15 protein-coding genes are annotated in these 15507 nt (G+C 61.9%); 7 read left to right on the forward strand and 8 right to left on the reverse strand.

The window, feature by feature from the left end; genetic code table 11:
- Nucleotides 1-380: 380 nt before the first annotated feature.
- From alaS to ACR3FE_RS11225, 3 genes are all read right to left on the reverse strand, one after another.
- The gene (alaS, locus tag ACR3FE_RS11215; RefSeq protein ID WP_458207215.1) at nucleotides 381-3152 is read right to left on the reverse strand and encodes an alanine--tRNA ligase; all 2772 of its coding nucleotides are present in this window, start codon (nucleotides 3150-3152) and stop codon (nucleotides 381-383) included.
- 60 nt (nucleotides 3153-3212) lie between these two features.
- Nucleotides 3213-3842 carry a GNAT family N-acetyltransferase gene (locus ACR3FE_RS11220; protein ID WP_458207216.1) on the reverse strand — a complete coding sequence of 210 codons (630 nt, stop codon included), beginning with the start codon at nucleotides 3840-3842 and terminating at the stop codon, nucleotides 3213-3215.
- 136 nt (nucleotides 3843-3978) lie between these two features.
- A complete protein-coding gene (locus tag ACR3FE_RS11225; protein WP_458207217.1) occupies nucleotides 3979-4953 on the reverse strand; it encodes a replication factor C small subunit in 975 nt (324 codons plus the stop codon).
- A 278-nt stretch (nucleotides 4954-5231) separates the two neighbouring features.
- Here ACR3FE_RS11225 and ACR3FE_RS11230 point away from each other — a divergent pair, with 278 nt between their 5' ends.
- The 4 genes from ACR3FE_RS11230 to ACR3FE_RS11245 are packed head-to-tail and all read left to right on the forward strand — an operon-like array spanning nucleotide 5232 to nucleotide 7113.
- On the forward strand, nucleotides 5232-6257 hold the full coding sequence (locus ACR3FE_RS11230; protein ID WP_458207219.1) for a bactofilin family protein: 1026 nt from the start codon (nucleotides 5232-5234) through the stop codon (nucleotides 6255-6257).
- Between the two features lie 60 nt (nucleotides 6258-6317).
- Nucleotides 6318-6515 carry a ubiquitin-like small modifier protein SAMP2 gene (gene samp2, locus ACR3FE_RS11235; protein WP_458207220.1) on the forward strand — a complete coding sequence of 66 codons (198 nt, stop codon included), beginning with the start codon at nucleotides 6318-6320 and terminating at the stop codon, nucleotides 6513-6515.
- Nucleotides 6512-6895, forward strand: a complete 384-nt coding sequence (locus ACR3FE_RS11240; protein WP_458207221.1) for a GNAT family N-acetyltransferase — start codon at nucleotides 6512-6514, stop codon at nucleotides 6893-6895. Before samp2 ends, ACR3FE_RS11240 begins: the two co-directional genes overlap by 4 nt.
- A gap of 26 nt (nucleotides 6896-6921) precedes the next feature.
- The gene (locus ACR3FE_RS11245) at nucleotides 6922-7113 is read left to right on the forward strand and encodes a hypothetical protein (protein ID WP_458207222.1); all 192 of its coding nucleotides are present in this window, start codon (nucleotides 6922-6924) and stop codon (nucleotides 7111-7113) included.
- On the opposite strand, the gene ACR3FE_RS11250 is transcribed toward ACR3FE_RS11245, so the two are convergent.
- A complete protein-coding gene (locus ACR3FE_RS11250) occupies nucleotides 7106-8488 on the reverse strand; it encodes a phosphoglucomutase/phosphomannomutase family protein (RefSeq protein ID WP_458207223.1) in 1383 nt (460 codons plus the stop codon). The two genes, ACR3FE_RS11245 and ACR3FE_RS11250, sit on opposite strands and share 8 nt — an antisense overlap.
- A gap of 267 nt (nucleotides 8489-8755) precedes the next feature.
- Here ACR3FE_RS11250 and ACR3FE_RS11255 point away from each other — a divergent pair, with 267 nt between their 5' ends.
- Entirely contained in the window at nucleotides 8756-9343 is a 588-nt protein-coding gene (locus ACR3FE_RS11255) for an NADPH-dependent FMN reductase (protein WP_458207224.1), read from the forward strand.
- 2 nt (nucleotides 9344-9345) lie between these two features.
- Here ACR3FE_RS11255 and ACR3FE_RS11260 read toward each other — a convergent pair whose 3' ends face one another.
- From ACR3FE_RS11260 to ACR3FE_RS11270, 3 genes are all read right to left on the reverse strand, one after another.
- Nucleotides 9346-9642, reverse strand: a complete 297-nt coding sequence (locus ACR3FE_RS11260) for a GIY-YIG nuclease family protein (protein ID WP_458207225.1) — start codon at nucleotides 9640-9642, stop codon at nucleotides 9346-9348.
- Nucleotides 9643-9704: 62 nt separating this feature from the next.
- On the reverse strand, nucleotides 9705-9854 hold the full coding sequence (locus ACR3FE_RS11265; RefSeq protein ID WP_458207226.1) for a DUF7563 family protein: 150 nt from the start codon (nucleotides 9852-9854) through the stop codon (nucleotides 9705-9707).
- A 328-nt stretch (nucleotides 9855-10182) separates the two neighbouring features.
- Nucleotides 10183-10761 (reverse strand): DUF1684 domain-containing protein, encoded by a 579-nt coding sequence (locus ACR3FE_RS11270; protein WP_458207227.1) that lies wholly within the window; start codon nucleotides 10759-10761, stop codon nucleotides 10183-10185.
- 375 nt (nucleotides 10762-11136) lie between these two features.
- Between ACR3FE_RS11270 and ACR3FE_RS11275 the strand changes: the two genes are divergently transcribed.
- A complete protein-coding gene (locus ACR3FE_RS11275; RefSeq protein WP_458207228.1) occupies nucleotides 11137-13458 on the forward strand; it encodes an ATP-dependent DNA helicase in 2322 nt (773 codons plus the stop codon).
- Between the two features lie 185 nt (nucleotides 13459-13643).
- Nucleotides 13644-14381 carry a cupredoxin domain-containing protein gene (locus ACR3FE_RS11280; RefSeq protein WP_458207229.1) on the forward strand — a complete coding sequence of 246 codons (738 nt, stop codon included), beginning with the start codon at nucleotides 13644-13646 and terminating at the stop codon, nucleotides 14379-14381.
- A gap of 57 nt (nucleotides 14382-14438) precedes the next feature.
- Here the strand turns inward: ACR3FE_RS11280 and ACR3FE_RS11285 are convergent, their stop codons facing one another.
- Nucleotides 14439-15491, reverse strand: a complete 1053-nt coding sequence (locus ACR3FE_RS11285; protein WP_458207230.1) for an ABC transporter ATP-binding protein — start codon at nucleotides 15489-15491, stop codon at nucleotides 14439-14441.
- Nucleotides 15492-15507: the final 16 nt, after the last annotated feature.

The raw sequence follows: 15507 nt of genomic DNA on the forward strand, positions 1-15507 counted from the left end.
TGGGGATACTCGAATCGCCGTGATGGAGCATTTCAGACGCGAGAAGCGTTCTTTCGGGCGATTTTATGTGTGCTACTGTCGCAGGTATCGACCACCGGTGAATTGCATGTTGCTATATGAAATCGGAGGTGGGCAGAAGATAGCAGCTTCCATCGTGCGGGTCACAACCCGGTGACGGAGAGGGGTTCGACCAGGTGAAGAGCACTGGTCCCTGCGGAACAGGACTCCTCACGGTGTGTGAGGACACGGTTGCACTGGATCGACAAGCGTTCGTTCTGCGGCCCATCTGTCACGGTAACGAGAGGAGTCAGAGAGTGGAGAGAGAGGAGAAGCGAGGAAAAAGAGAAAATAGCGGTGAGCAGGCGAGACGAAGAACCGCGTTAGGCGTTCTCGACTTGCTGGAGCACGTCGGGCGCGTCTTCGAGCGCCTCGTCCAGTTTATCGGCGTCGGGACCGCCACCCTGGGCGAAGTCCGGTGGGCCGCCACCACCGCCGCCGACGCGGGATGCGAGTTCGCCGACGACCTCGCCGGCGTTCACCGAGACGCCGTCGGGAACGGCGACGACGAACTGCGCGCCGTCAGCGCCACTGCCGAGGACGGCGACCTTCCCCTCGGCTTCGAGGGCGTTCGCGGTCGCACGGAGTTCGTCCATGTCGGCGTCGATGCGCTGGATGACCGCCGTCGTGTCGCCGATCTCGATCTCCTCGCCAGCAGCGGAGCCGATAGCGCGGGCCTCGGCGAGCTGTTCTTTCAGGTCTTCTATCTGCTTGCCCCGCGCTTTCCACTCCTCGAAGAACCGTTCTGCGGTGTCCGGCACTTCCGGAGGAGCGACGTCGAGGATATCGGCGGCAGACCGGAGGGTGTCGTCGGTCTGCTGGGTGGCCTCGATGGCAGCGTCACCTGCAGCGAACGTGAGTCGCTCGACGCCGTCTTGCACGCGCTCGGTGTTCAGAATCTTGATACAGCCCACGTCACCCGTGCGGCGAACGTGGGTGCCACCGCAGGCTTGCACGTCTTCCGCGACGTGGATGAGGCGGATGTTCGTCCCGGCGGGAATCCCACCCTGATAGAGGTCGAAGCCGAACTCCTCTTCTGCCTCGTGGCGGTTGGGCCACTCCTGTTGAACCGTCGTGTTCTCCATCACGATCTCGTTCGCCAGGAGTTCGATCTGCTTCGCTGTCTCGCGGTCGATGCGCTCGTAGTGGCGAACGTCGATCCGCGAACTGTCGGTTCCCTTCTGGGCACCGGCCTGTCGGATGTGGTCGCCGAGGAGCTGGCGGGCCGCGTGGACGACGATGTGCGTCGCCGTGTGGTGGCGCATCAGCCTGCGACGACGCTGGGCGTCGATCTTCCCGCGAACGATCGAACCCTTGTCCACCGGCTCGTCGGTGTAGTGGAGGATGACGCCGTCCCGAAGCTGGGTGTCGGTGATCTGGACGGTCTTCTCGTCGGTCGAAAACGTTCCGTGGTCGCCCGGCTGTCCACCGCCTTCCGGGTAGAACATCGTCTGGTCGAGCACCACGTCGTAGCCATCGTCGCGCTCGAACACGTCGATGACGACGGCCTCGAAGTCGGTGCGGTGCTGGTCTTCGTAGTAGAGTCGTTCCGTCTTCGGAAGGTCGTCGAAGCGGTCGTCTTTGGACTCCTCTTCCTCGAACGCCTGCCCACCGTCGTGGCGTTCCGCGACGAGACTGTAGAAGTCGTCCGGAACGTCCACCGAGACGCCGAACTCGTCGGCGATCTCCTCGACCATGTCGGGTTGGAGACCGTGGGAGTCGTACAGTTCGACCAGCGTCCCGGTCGGAATCGGCTTACCCTGCTCGGCGTGGTCTCGGGCGATACGGCGCACCCGGCGACCGCCCTGTTCAAGCGTCTCGCGGTACTTTTCGACCTCCGTCCGGACGATATCGCGGATCGTATCGCGGTTCTCGTAGCCGAGTCGTTCGGCCTGCATGTCCACGAGTTCGTCCAGTGGCGCATCGACGCCGACGTTGTCGCAAAGCCGCTTGGTTCGTCGGAGCACCATCCGAGCGAGGTAACCCGTCGAGACGTTGCTCGGGACGATCCCGTCGCCGAACATGTAGGCCATCGTCCTGCTGTGGTCGGCGATGGCGTAGATGGTCTCCAGCGGTTCCATCAGCTCTTCGAGGCGCTTCTTCGAGATGCCGATCTGATCCGCGATGTTGTCGCGGGCGGCCTCCATATCTTCGGCCTCGTCGATATCCATGTGGCCCGCGAGTTTGGCGGAGCGGTGGATGTACTCCGCTTCCTCCTCGGTATGTTCGATTCCGGCGTTCTCCTTGAGGAAGGCGATCATGTCGGGGTAGACCGCTTCGTAGACGGTCGGCGTCCCCTGGCTCATCCACGTCCAGCGTTCGAGTCCGTACCCCGTGTCCACGATGTACGTGTCCATCGGCGAGTAGCGGTTGCCATCCTTGAGTTCGTACTCACCCTCGGGGTCTTGCTCCATCGACATGAAGACGAGCGTGGCGAGTTCGGCCCCACGGTAGATGACTTCGATAGCGGGACCTGCGTTGCCGCCGCCGACCCACGGATCTTCGATGTACGTGATCTCGTCCAGATTCGCGCCGAGCGATTCGAAGAGTTCGTCGCAGTACGCGACGGTCTGGTCTTTCCAGTACACTTCGCCCTCGTAGGCGTACTCCTTCTCGGCATCCTCGCGGACGTTGAAGGCGTGGTGAGCCATCATCTCGAAGGCCATGGTGTGTCGGCCCGTCTTTCCCACGTTGTCGATGTCCTGCATCCGGATGCAGGGCTGACTGATGGTCAGCGGGTTCGCCGGGGGCGGTGTCTGTCCGCTAGTGACGAGCGGCTGGAAGTCGTAGATAGACGCCTGTGTCAACAACACGTCGTCACGCCAGCGGTTCGCGGCCACCGGATAGGGCTCGATCCGTTCGTGGTCGTGCTCCTCGAAGAACGAGAGGAACGCCTCCCGCATCTCCGAGAGTGTGAACTCCTCGTCGAAGCCCGGATTGTCGATGAATCCGTACTCCTCGCACGGGGGTTCCCCGCACGTCGTTCGGTCGTGGTCGCGCGTCCAGAAGTGGGCTCCGCACTCGGAGCACTCCTTTCGCACGAAGTCGTTTTCCTCGAAATAATCGAGGCGGTACTCCTCCTCGAGTTCACTCATTGTTGGTAGTTCTTCGCCCATCGGTGCGTAAAACAGTTCCGCAAAGCCCCTGTAGTCAGTTTAGCACACACCGGTCGAATCTTCGTCCGCTGTCGCGGCTTCGTACTCCTCGCGTGTGATGGAGTACCGATGCTGGTCTGTCACCTCCCCGTTCGGTCGCGGCTTGTACTGTCGGAGCAGCCCCTCGTGGCGACCGCCGAACGGTTCGATGTACGACTCGATCATCCGGCGTGAGCGTTCGTTACCGTCCGCAACAGTAGTATAGTAGGCGTCCAGATCGAATCGCTCGAACGTCAGTTCGATGATCGCTCTCGCTCGCTCCTGCCCATAACCTCGACCCCAGAACCGTTTTGCGAGGACGATCCCCGACCCTGCTCGGCGCTCGTCCCACTCCGAGCCGAACGCGGTGAGTCCGGCGAGTTCGCCAGCACCGTCTTCGCCGGATTTCGGGCGGATGGTGTACCGAGCAGTGTCGCGGTCGTTCCACTGCGATTCGGCGTGCTCGACGAATCCCGCAACGTCGGAGAGCGTCTGAAAGCGGAACCACGGCATGTGCTCGGTCACGTCGGTCTGCCACGACTCGGTCGAACAGAGGTCGTACAGCTCGAAGTGATCAGTGTTCTCTGCTGACACTCGTTCGAGCACGAGGCGGTCGGTCTCGATGCGTTCCGGAAACAGCGATCGGGACATACGTTGTCCAGAAAGGATGCCATCCTTCAAACTGTTCCGCTAGAAGACACATCTACCGCAAGACATAAGAAGTTATAAATCATCGTCTTTACCGAGTCTCTGTCTCTCGCGAGGAGATTCTCGGATCGTTCTCTACTCAGTTGAGTGCCAGCGAAGCCAGCATCGCTTCGAGTTGGACGCGCTCGTTCGCGCCTTCCGTGATACGGTAATCGGCTTCGCCGACTCGTTCGAGAACGCGCACGGCATCCTCGTCGTCCAGGTCGAACTCCCAGACGGAGCGGTGGATCTGGTTGATGATGTCGCCGCCCGCCATACCACGTTCGGTGAGCAGTTCGTCCAGTTTGGAGCGAGCGCGGGTGAAGTCCCCGACGAGCGCGTCCTGTACCATCTCCTTGATGTCCTCCGGGCGGGCCGTGCTGGTGATGACGAAGACGCCCTCCTCGTCCACTCGTTCGCCCATGACAGCGGCGGCCTGGAGGGCGTTGATGGCTTTTCGCATGTCGCCGTCCGCGGCGTAGACGAGCGCGTCGATGCCGCCCTCGGTCGTCTCGATCCCCTCCTCGTCTGCGATGTAACGGATTCGGTCGGCGACCGCATCGTCCGAGATCGGGCCGAAGCGGAAGATAGCACACCGCGATTGGATGGGATCGATGATCTTCGAAGAGTAGTTACACGACATGATGAAGCGCGTCTTGTCGGAGAACTGCTCCATGGTTCGGCGGAGGGCGGCCTGCGCGTCGCTCGTCAGGGAGTCTGCCTCGTCCAGGAAGATGATCTGGAAATCCACGGCACCGGGGTCGTGACGGGCGAAGTTCTTGATCTGGTCGCGCACCACGTCGATACCACGTTCGTCGGAGGCGTTCAGTTCGAGGAAGTGTGACTGCCAGCTATCGCCGTACAGTTCCTTGGCGATGGCGACCGCACTGGTCGTCTTGCCGATACCTGCCGGCCCCGAAAACAGCAGGTTCGGGAGGTCGTTCTTGTCGATGTAGCTCTGGAGTCGCGCCGTGATGTCGTCGTGACCCGCCACCTCGTCCAGGGTCTGTGGCCGGTACTTCTCGACCCAGATGGTTCCGCGTCCGGGGACGGTCTCCGCGTCGGCCTCGCTCATGTTCCAGCAGAGGAACCTCCCATTCTTAAAGTCCCCGAGACTCCGCGCCTCGTTTGCCAGTTATCCGCTTTCAGTCCACGTGTCACTGATCGACGGACTCACATCCAGTTGGCTCGCCGACACAGACCCAGTTAGCCCGTCAATTCGTCACGGATATTCGTTACTTCCGCTCCGACAACGACTCAATTACTTTCCACCCGGCTACCGACCCACGCCCCATGCGCGCGTACGTGAGCATTTTCGTAGTGATTCTGCTACTCGCAACTTTACCAACGACGGTGGCAGCACAACAGACCCGAACCGGTGGGGCTGTCGTCGTCGAACAGGGGGAGACGATAGATGGCGACCTCACGGCCACTGCTGGAACCGTCGTCATCCGCGGAACGGTGAACGGCGACCTGACCGCATTCGCCGGTAACGTCCTCGTCGCGCAGAGCGGAACCATCAGTGGCGACCTGTCGGCACTCGCCGGAAACGTTCGAATCGAGGGCAACGTCGCCGGGAACGTCGAAGCTGGCGGCGGAAATCTCGTCGTCGCTCAACCTGGACGGATCGGCGGAACGCTCGAAGGGTCGGCAGGCTCCACCCTGTTGGCGGGGACGATAACCGGTGACGTTCAGGTCGTGAGCGAGACGCTACAAGTCGCCGAAACCGCCGATATCGGCGGGGATCTCGTCTACGACGCCGGAACGTTCGAGCGCGCACAGGGGGCGAGTATCGCCGGGACGGTTCGACAAGACGAGTCACTCGTCGACGTCGGGCCAGCACCCGCACCGCGCGTTCCGAACTGGGTCGGCGCGCTGTACGGCTTCTTCGTGAACCTCCTGTTGGGAGCGATCTTGCTGGCCGTGTTTCCCACGTTCTCCGACCGTGTGAGCGAGCGAGCGCGTGGCGACCCCGTACTCTCCGCCGGTGTCGGTCTCCTCCTGCTCGTCCTCGTGCCGATCTTGCTCATCGTCTTCGCCATCACCATCATCGGAATCCCCATCTCGCTGCTCGGCGCACTCCTGTTCGCCATCCTTCTCTGGGCCGCGACGATCTACGGAGCGTTCACGGTCGGCGTCTGGTTGTTGTCGCTGGCCGACGAGCGAAACCGCTGGCTTGCGCTGGTGGTCGGACTACTCGTCATCGCGCTGCTCAGTCAGATCCCCATCCTCGGCGGTCTCGTGCAGTTCATCGTCCTCCTGCTCGGACTCGGCGCACTGGCGATGGCCATCCGAGCACACTACCGCGGACGGCGCGAAACCCCGACCTACGCGGAGCGAGCCGAACGCAGAACCGACGAGGAATCGCCCGCCGACTGAGTGATTCCCCCGTGATTCCAACCCCGACATGCTGAAGGCGCGAGGCTGGCAAGGAAAGCCATGAACGTGACCGTCGAAGTGGTCGGCGAGGACACCCACGAGTTCGAGGTGGACGACGCGACCTACGCCGACCTGCTGTCGGAAGTCGGTTTGAGTCCTCACGAAGTGTCGGTGATGGTCGATGGCCGACCCGTCCCGGAAGACCAACCCGTCGAAGCGGAGCACGTGAAGGTGCTGCGACTCATCAAGGGCGGATGAACGTCCGACCCGCAGACCCCGACGATCACCTTTCTATCATGCGGATTCTGGACGCCGCGATGCTCGAAACCGACGCGAGCGACGTTCGAGAACGGGTCGAGGCGGGCGACGTGCTGGTGGCGGAAGAAGACGGACGAATCCTCGGCGCGGCAGTGATGCAGCCACGCGAGTCGGGTGGCTACATCGACTCCATCGCAGTGCTGCGCGCACGGCGGGGGCAGGGGATCGGAAGTGAACTGGTCGAAACCGCCCGCGAACGCTACGGAACGCTTTCCGCGGAGTTCGACCCGAGCGTTCGGTCGTTCTACGAGTCGTTGGGATTCGATATCGAAACCGGGGATGAAGAGAGATTGTGGGGAATCCTCGAAGGCGAAAACTGATACCACACGTCTTCCAATCACACCCCATGGACGAGACGAAACGTCGCCGTCTCGCGATCATCTGGGTCGCGTTCGCGGGGCTGATGGCGTTCTACGTACTACAGGATGGGGTCGACACGTCGGCGAGCGACTTGCTCGGGCTATTCACGGTGGCGCTCGGTGTGGGACTCGCGGCGCTTTACTATCTGAATCCCGGTGACGTGCTCTCGTTCAAATGAGTGGTTCGACCAGTTTCTCACCCGCAACGAGGAGTTCGCTGACGCGGTCGTCGCTCTCGGCTTCGGCGTAGACGCGCATCTTGGGTTCGGTGCCGCTCGGGCGGACGAGGAGCCACGAGCCGTCGTCGAGCAGTATCTTGAAACCGTCTTTGGTCACCACGTCTTCGACATCCCTGCCCGCAACTTCGTCGGGGAGTTCGGTTTCGAGGTCGGAGAGGACGCGCTCTTTGTCGTCGTCGGGACAGGCGAGACTGATCTTGTCCTGATGGATCTCGCCGAACTCGGCGAGCAGGTCATCCACTCGTTCGTCGAAGGGGCGTTCCGTGGCGACCGCGGCGGCGAGCAAGGCCATCAGGACGCCGTCTTTCTCGCGAACGTGGCCACGGATGGTGAATCCGCCACTCTCCTCACCGCCGACGAGGGCGTCGTATTCGGCCATCGCCTGTGCGACCCACTTGAACCCGACCGGGGTTTCGTGGACTTCCTCGCCGTGTGCCTCGGCGATGCGGTCGATGAGGAAGGTGGTCGAGACGGTTCGAATCGCCGAACCGGAGTCGTCTTCGAGCAGGTAGTCGTACAGTGCGGCAAAAAAGAGGTTCTCGTCCAGAAAGCCGCGGTCGGGCGTCACGATGGCGAGTCTGTCGGCGTCACCGTCGTTTGCGATGCCGAGGTCTGCGTCGTTCTCCTGAACCGTCGTGACCAGTTCGTGAAGGTGGTCGGCGTCCGGTTCCGGTGGGGTGCCGCCGAACTCGGGGTCTCGCTCGCAGTGGAGTCGTTCGACGCTCGCGCCTGCATCTTCGAGGAGGCGGTCGGTGACGCCGCGACCGGTTCCGTGCATGGCGTCGTAGACGACCGAAAGGTTCGAAAAGTCGCTTTCTACGAGGTCGAAGGCGTGTTCTTCGTAGGGGGCGACGAAATCGATCTCGCGGACGACTCCGTGTTCGTCTTCGGGAAGCGGGTCGGGTTCGGCGAGTCGGGATTCGATCTCGTCGGTGACCTCGGGGAGGGCCGGTGCGCCGTCTGCCGGGATGAACTTCACGCCGTTGTACTCCGGCGGGTTGTGCGAGGCGGTTATCATCAATCCCCCCGCGAGGTCGCGGTCTGCGATGGTCCACGCGAGGATGGGCGTGGGCGTGTCTCGCTCGGGGATGAGAATGTCGAAGCCGTTCGCCGCGAGGACGCGACAGAGGTCTTCCGCGAATCCGCGTGACGTGTCGCGGGCGTCGTAGCTGACCGCGACCGTCTCGCCCGCTCGGTCTTCGACCTCACGGAGGTAATCGGCGACTGCCTGTCCGACAATCTGCACGCGCGGCGACGTGAACTCGTCCAGCGTTGCCCGCCAGCCGTCGGTTCCGAACGAAATCGGCGTGTCCATACACCGTCCGTCATCGGCCGGGTCGAAAAAACCACCGTGTGCCACCACCCCAAACAAGTGAAGAAAATTCTACAAAAATCGACTTCCGGGAAGTGTTTTGTGCTATCGCACCTGTATTTCGAACATGAGATGGAGACGAGAGGAGACGGTATCGGATACGGTATCGAGGTCGGCTCGTCGTTCCGAGACGTTTCAACCCGTTTGTATGCGGCAACGTGCGCAGCAGAGCGTGTGGGTTAAACGTTCGCGGGGCGAAAGAGGAAAATAATGGCAGCAGTACCGAATGTCGTCGCAGTGTGTGGGAGCATGCGCGATGGAAGTCACACGCGAACCGCGCTGACCCACGTACTCAATGCCGCAGCGGACGCAGGCGCGAAGACGGAACTCATCGACCTCCGCGAGTACGACCTCCCCATCTTCGACCCGGACGAAGACGAGCCGGAAGACGCGGTGGAGATAAAACGCAAGATCCGGGAGGCCGACTCGGTCATCCTCGGTAGTCCTGTCTATCACGGGTCGTACACCTCGGCGTTCCGAAACGTCCACGACTACTGTAGCTTCGACGAGTTCGAAGAGACGACGGTCGGCTTGCTCGCGGTGGCGGGCGGCGGCACGTACAGCAGCACGCTCGACCACATGCGGATCACGGTTCGCGGCGTGCACGGCTGGGTACTTCCGCATCAGGTCGGTATCCGGCGGGCGTACGACCAGTTCGAAGACGGCGAGTTCGTGGACGAGGATTTAGAAGAGCGCACTCGAAAACTGGGACGGCAGGCCGTCGAGTACGCCTTCATCACGCCCGAGGTCACCTCGACCGAAGCGGACGAGACGGACGAAGCGACGGCAGACGATTAGGCTCAGACTCGTTCTTCTACCGAATCATCTTCTCCCGATCGTTCCTGGGCTAGAGATTCATCTACCAGTTGCTCTTTTTCAGGTCGGGAAAACTGTTTGATCTCGTATTCACGGGACATCGCGGCGGATCTCGACTCGAATCGTTCGGAGTAGACGAGTTCGACGGGTGTCCGCCCACGGGTGTACTTCGCACCGTCGCCTGCGTCGTGTTCCGCCACGCGGCGTGCTACGTCGGTCGTGTATCCGGTGTAAAAACTGCCGTCACTGCATTCGACGACGTAGACCCAGTGGGTAGTCACACCTGACAGGCTTCGCGTGGTTCGTCTTTGTCCTGTCGATTCCGCCCTTCTGCCTCATCGGGCTATGCTTGTTGCGCACGCTGGCGTGCCACCTCGGCGATTCCTGCATTCGCCGAGCAGGCAGGGCAAGCGCGGATGTGACCGTGTTCGTCAGCGAAGACGCGCGCAAATCGTTCCGAGACGTGCGCGTCACAGTGGTCGCAGTTTGGCATGCTGGTAGCCAGCGACTGAGTCGCCGGCAATCAATTCTTGGTCGGGGGAGGCTAAATATCCTTTCCAAATTCTCACCCAAATTCGTGAAATGGGAAGATTTGTTTTCGTAATCGAGATCCAGGCGGTCGAAGGACAGTGCAAAATTGCAACTGACGAGAGAAAGTTTTGAAATGGAAAAGTCGGTCGGCGACCCCCTTCGTTTCCGGTGGAGATAGATGCCCTTCGTTTCCAGTGGAGAACGTCACCGATTCTCACGTGTCGACTTCGTGAAAATCGTGTTCGACGCCTCCAGTCGCTCCCCCGTCACTCGGTCGTATTCCGAGCCCTCTAATCGTCCCACGCACGTTCGCCTGCGCGAACCATCACGTCGAGCCAGTTCTCTTCGGGCGGGAGAGGGCACGAGAACGTCTCGCTGTAGGCACAGAAGGGCGAGTACGCGAGGTTGAGATCCAGCGTGACCTCATCACCGTCGGTCAGTTCGCGGTCGGGATGCAGGTCGAGATAGCGCCCTTTCTCGTAGCTCTGTTGGCCCGTGGTCTTGTCGCGGAAGGGGACGAACAGCGATTCCTGGCCCTCCTGCTGGTACGCCGAGAGCGAACACTCCTCGCCGTCCACTTCGAAGTGGAACGTCATCGTCCGGAGGTACCGTTGTGGCGGCCCGGCGGTCGTTTCGAGTTCGAGCGGTTCCGGTTCGTCGTGTGCCTCGACCGTAGCGGTCACGCGAAAGTCGCTGTCCGGCTCGAAGTACGACAGCCCATCGAACTCGTCGCGCTGGTCGGGCGAGATCGGCGACTGCGGATGGTCGGCGAGAAATTCGTCTTTCTCTTCGCGGAGTGCCAGCAGTTCCTCGCGCCAATCGTCGTCCGCGAGTTCGGTCGCGTTCGTGGGTTCGCTCTCGTCGGTCATGGCGAGCGGTATGAGTTCGCGCCGGGTAAACACTGCGTCGTCGGCTCGAAAGCAGTATATTTCAGTACATTTCAATGGAGAATAGTACGCGATTCAGTACAGCGATTCTTCTGTTTTCGTGTTAGTAGACGCTTTCTTGCAAGTGAGTTACCGCAGTCTCGTTGTCCCTGAAAGCCCACGAAGGCTTTCTGGGAATCTAACTCATCAGTGGCAGAGGCAACGAGTAAGAGGGCTTTTTGAAAGACAGCCACCGAGGTATCCGAACCGCCTTCCCATCCTCGATACACCACTTCCACTCCATGCTGAGAGTTAAATACCAAGACGGAACCAATGCAGTTCAACAACCCTAAGCAGGGGGGCGACAGAGAAAATATGATGGCGGACTGGCGGACCATATTCGGTCACGACGAACCCTACGACGAGCAAGTGGATGGCATCGAGACGGCCATCGAAACCGCCCGCGAAGATGGCTTTTCGGTCATCGAAGGGGCCTGTGGGACTGGCAAGACCATGCTGGCGCTGACCGCGGGACTCCACCTCGTGCGCGACCCCGACAGCCAGTACGAGCGCGTGGTCGTCCTCACGAGCGTCAAACAGCAACTCCGCCAGTTCGAGACCGACCTCCGAACGATCAACGCCAACCTGCCCGACGACTGGAGACCCGTCTCCGCACTCACACTCGTCGGGAAGGCCGACGTCTGTCCCTACAGCCGAGAGAACGCGGGGAACATCGACGACAGTTCCGTCTACGACCGCTGTGAAGGCCTGCGAGAGCGAACCCGCGACATCACCGGTGAGGGCGGTTCCACGACCGCACAGAATCTCGCCTCCCAGGCCAGAAGCCAACAGACCGGGGTGGCCGACTCGGGCAGACAGGGAAGCGCCGCGTCGTACCTCGAAACGGCGGGTGAACCGACTCCCTATCCACCCGAGATGCCGGAGTACAACGACGTGGAGTACTGTCCGTTCTACGCCCAATTTTTAGACGACCTGCCGGAGGACGGCGACCCGGTCGAGGCGGTGCCGTTCGACTTCGATAGCATGGGTCTCATCGAACCTGACGACCTCGTGGCTCACTCGGTGCAGTGGGGTACCTGCCCGCACTCGATGATGGGCGCACTGCTCGGTCACGTCGAGGTCGTCGTCGGAAACTACTACCACGCCTTCGACCCGGTGACGACCGCAGGGTTCACCGGGCCGCTGGTGGACGAGTCGACCTTCCTCGTCTGCGACGAAGCGCACATGCTGGAGCCGCGCGTCCGCGACCTCGTGAGCGAATCCGTCGGCGACACGACGCTCCGGGATGCCGAATCCGAACTCACTCGCGTCATCCAACCGGTGAAGTTCGACGACCGGGATTCCAAACACACCACCGCCGACGCCGACCTCGTCCGCGCCGAACTCGAAGACGCGAACGTCACCCTCCGCGAACTGGAGGAGACCCGCGATTTCGTGCGCGACCTCCGCGAGGAACTCGACCGCCGGGTCACCGCACACCTCGAACGCGAGCACCGAGGCTGGAAGGCGAACCTCACCGACCTGCCGGACGCCGAGATACCCCTCCGCGACCCGACAGTCCCGCAGCCCGACGAGATATCGAAGTGGGCGGAAGAAGCGGGCTACGACGGCGGGACGTGGGCACGCGCAGAGGCGGTGGGTGCGATCGTCGCCCGAATCCTCAACGAAGCCGAGGAGGAGGATAGAGAACGCGCGTCGCTCCCGGCAGGGCGCGTCCTCGGCGAATGGTATCGCAACGGCCACGAGGAGTACTTCCGCGAGATCGTCCTCGAACGAACGTGGAACGACCGCGAACCCGACGACTCGTGGCGGCGAGCGTACAACGCGAAACTCGCCATGCAGAACTGCGTCCCGAGCGACGCCATCGGCGAGCAACTCGGAGAGTTCGGTGGCGGCATCCTGATGAGTGCGACTCTCGAACCGCTCGAAATCTTCGAGGAAGTGTCGGGGCTGATGCACCTCGAAAAGGACGGCCGACCCGTCGTCGAGCGAACCTACGGCCTGAACTTCCCCGAATCGAACCGTGAGAGCTTCGCGGTGGACGCACCGAAGTTCACCTACGACAACAGGGGTGCGCCGGGCGAGGAGACGCCGGAGCGACAGGTGTACGCCGACGCCATCCGCGACGTGGCTCGATCACCCGGCAACGTCCTCGTCGGGATGCCGAACTACGCAGAGGCGAAGTGGGCCGCAGAACACCTCCGAACCGTCGTCGATAAGCAAGTCCTGCTGGACGAGAGCAGCGCGGACGACGCCACGGAAGAGCTGAAAGACGAGTTCTTCGACGGCGAGGCGAAGGTGCTGGTAACGAGCCTCCGCGGAACGCTCACCGAGGGCGTCGATTACCGTGGCGACCGACTCCGCGCCGCCGTCGTCTGTGGCGTCCCCATCATCAACACGGCCAGTCCCAGAACCCGAGCGGTTCGAACCGCCTACGAACGAAAGTTCGGCGACGGGTTCACCTACGCACTCACGGTGCCAGCCGTCAGAAAGGCACGACAGGCGCTCGGACGCGTCATCCGCGGCTCCGACGAGCGAGGCGTTCGCGTGCTCGTCGATAGTCGCTACGCCCGCGAATCGTGGGATAGCGTCAGGAGATTTTTCCCCGAAACCGAGCGCGAGGAGTTCCAGCCGGTCAGCCCGGACATGCTCTCGCTCGGGCTGGATCGGTTCTGGTAATCCAGGTGACCGAACGACGGTCGATATCGAATGCTCGCGCGACCGCAAAAATGACGAACAATAGACAGTTATTCGAGTCAGCGGCATCGATAATCCACGTATCCGGTGTCTAACAGTCGATTACGGAACCGAACAGTAGGAGCGATTTTTGGTGTGAAGTAGCGTCACCTTCCCAGAGGAACAACATGACACGGTCACCGAAATCACAGCGTCGGGCGATTTTAAAGGCGACAGGGGCGGCGGCTGGCGTCGGATTGCTCGGACGCCTCGCACTGGCGCAGGACGGTACCGAGACGACGACTGAAACGACCGAAACGACGGAGACGACTGAAACGACAGAGACCACCGAGACCACCGAAACGACGGACGGAGATATCCGACGAACCATCGTCCTCGGTGCGCGAACTGAAGCGTGGCTCGGTCTCGCACCGAGCGTCATCGAGCGGGCGGACAACCCGACCCTGGGACTGCTTCCCGGCGAGCGCCACAGGGTCGTCTGGGTGAACCTCGACGGGAGAAGACATCAGTTCCAGATACTCGGCGAGGAAGACGGTGAGGAAGGAGTGGTTCTTCGAGAGACCGAACCGTCGTCCAGAACCGGCGCTACGCGGTCGATCACGTTCCGCGCAACCGACCGCGTGCGGCGATACCGCTGTCGATTCCATCCCGACCAGATGCGAGGGAACATCCTCCGGTCAGGCGAGTTTGGAACCGGGACGACGGAAGGAACGTTCACGACTGGGCGACGCGACACCACCGAGACGACAGGGACGACCAGAACGACCGACGGATTCACGACGAGAACAAGGGACGGTACCTTTACCACCAGAACGACTGACGGATTCTTCACCGACACCACCGATGGATTCTTTACGACCGAAACGACTGACGGCTTCTTCACCGACACTACGACACGACGGTAGTTCGGCCACCTCCTTCTGATTTCACCGATATCAGTAGAAGAGACCGAAGTCCAACCGTCATCGCTGTTCGACGAGTTCGGTTCCGCCTTCGATGACGTGTGCATCGTCGGGGTCGAACCCGACGCGAACCTGCTCACGATCGGGTGCCTCGTCTGTTCGGAGTGTCACTGGCCGTCCATCCCAATCGAGATGGACACGGAACGCTTCGCCGAGGAATTCGACGGTTTCGACGGTCGCCGAAAACGAGTTCTCACCGTCACCGAGCGTGAGCACCTCGGGCCGGACACAGAAGGTGACGTGGTCTGCCGTCGTCTCCGAGATCCGAAATTCGTGATCATCGACTGCGACGCGCGACCCCTTCGTTTCGGATGCAACTGCCGTCCCCGAGAAGACGTTGTTCTCGCCGACGAATTCGGCGACGAACCGCGATCGGGGTCGGCGATACACGTCCTCCGGGCGACCGATCTGTTCGATTCGGCCGTCGTGCATGACGGCGACGCGGTCGCTGATCGCCAGCGCCTCCTCCTGGTCGTGGGTGACGTAGATGGTCATGATTCCGAGGTTGGATTGGATGCGAGCGACCTGCGTTCTGAGGTCGTCGCGGAGACGCGCATCGAGCGCGCTCATCGGTTCGTCCAACAGGAGCACGTCCGGGCCGGGCGCGAGAGCACGGGCGAGGGCCACGCGCTGTTGCTGGCCACCCGAAAGTGCGTCCGGGTCTCGGTCTTCGAAATCCGCCAGATCGACCAGTTCGAGGAGTTCCGCAATACGCTCGTCGCGTGTTCGCGTCCCCGGCGGGTCGCGGAACCGGAGACCGTAGCCGACGTTCTCCGCGACGGTCATGTGTGGAAAGAGCGCGTAGTTCTGGAAGACGATCCCCACGTCGCGGTCTTCCGGCGGGACATCCGCCATCTCGCGGTCGCCGAACCGAATCTCGCCAGCGGTCGGCGTCTCGAACCCCGCGATCGCCCGAAGCGTCGTCGTCTTCCCGCACCCCGAGGGGCCGACGAGGGTGAAGAACTCCCCGTCTTCGACGCGGAACGACACGTCTTCGAGCGCAGTCACGCCGTCGTACTCCTTCCGGACACCCGAGAGAGACACTTCAACCACGTTCCCACCTCCCGGA

The organism is Haladaptatus rarus, from assembly GCF_054177585.1.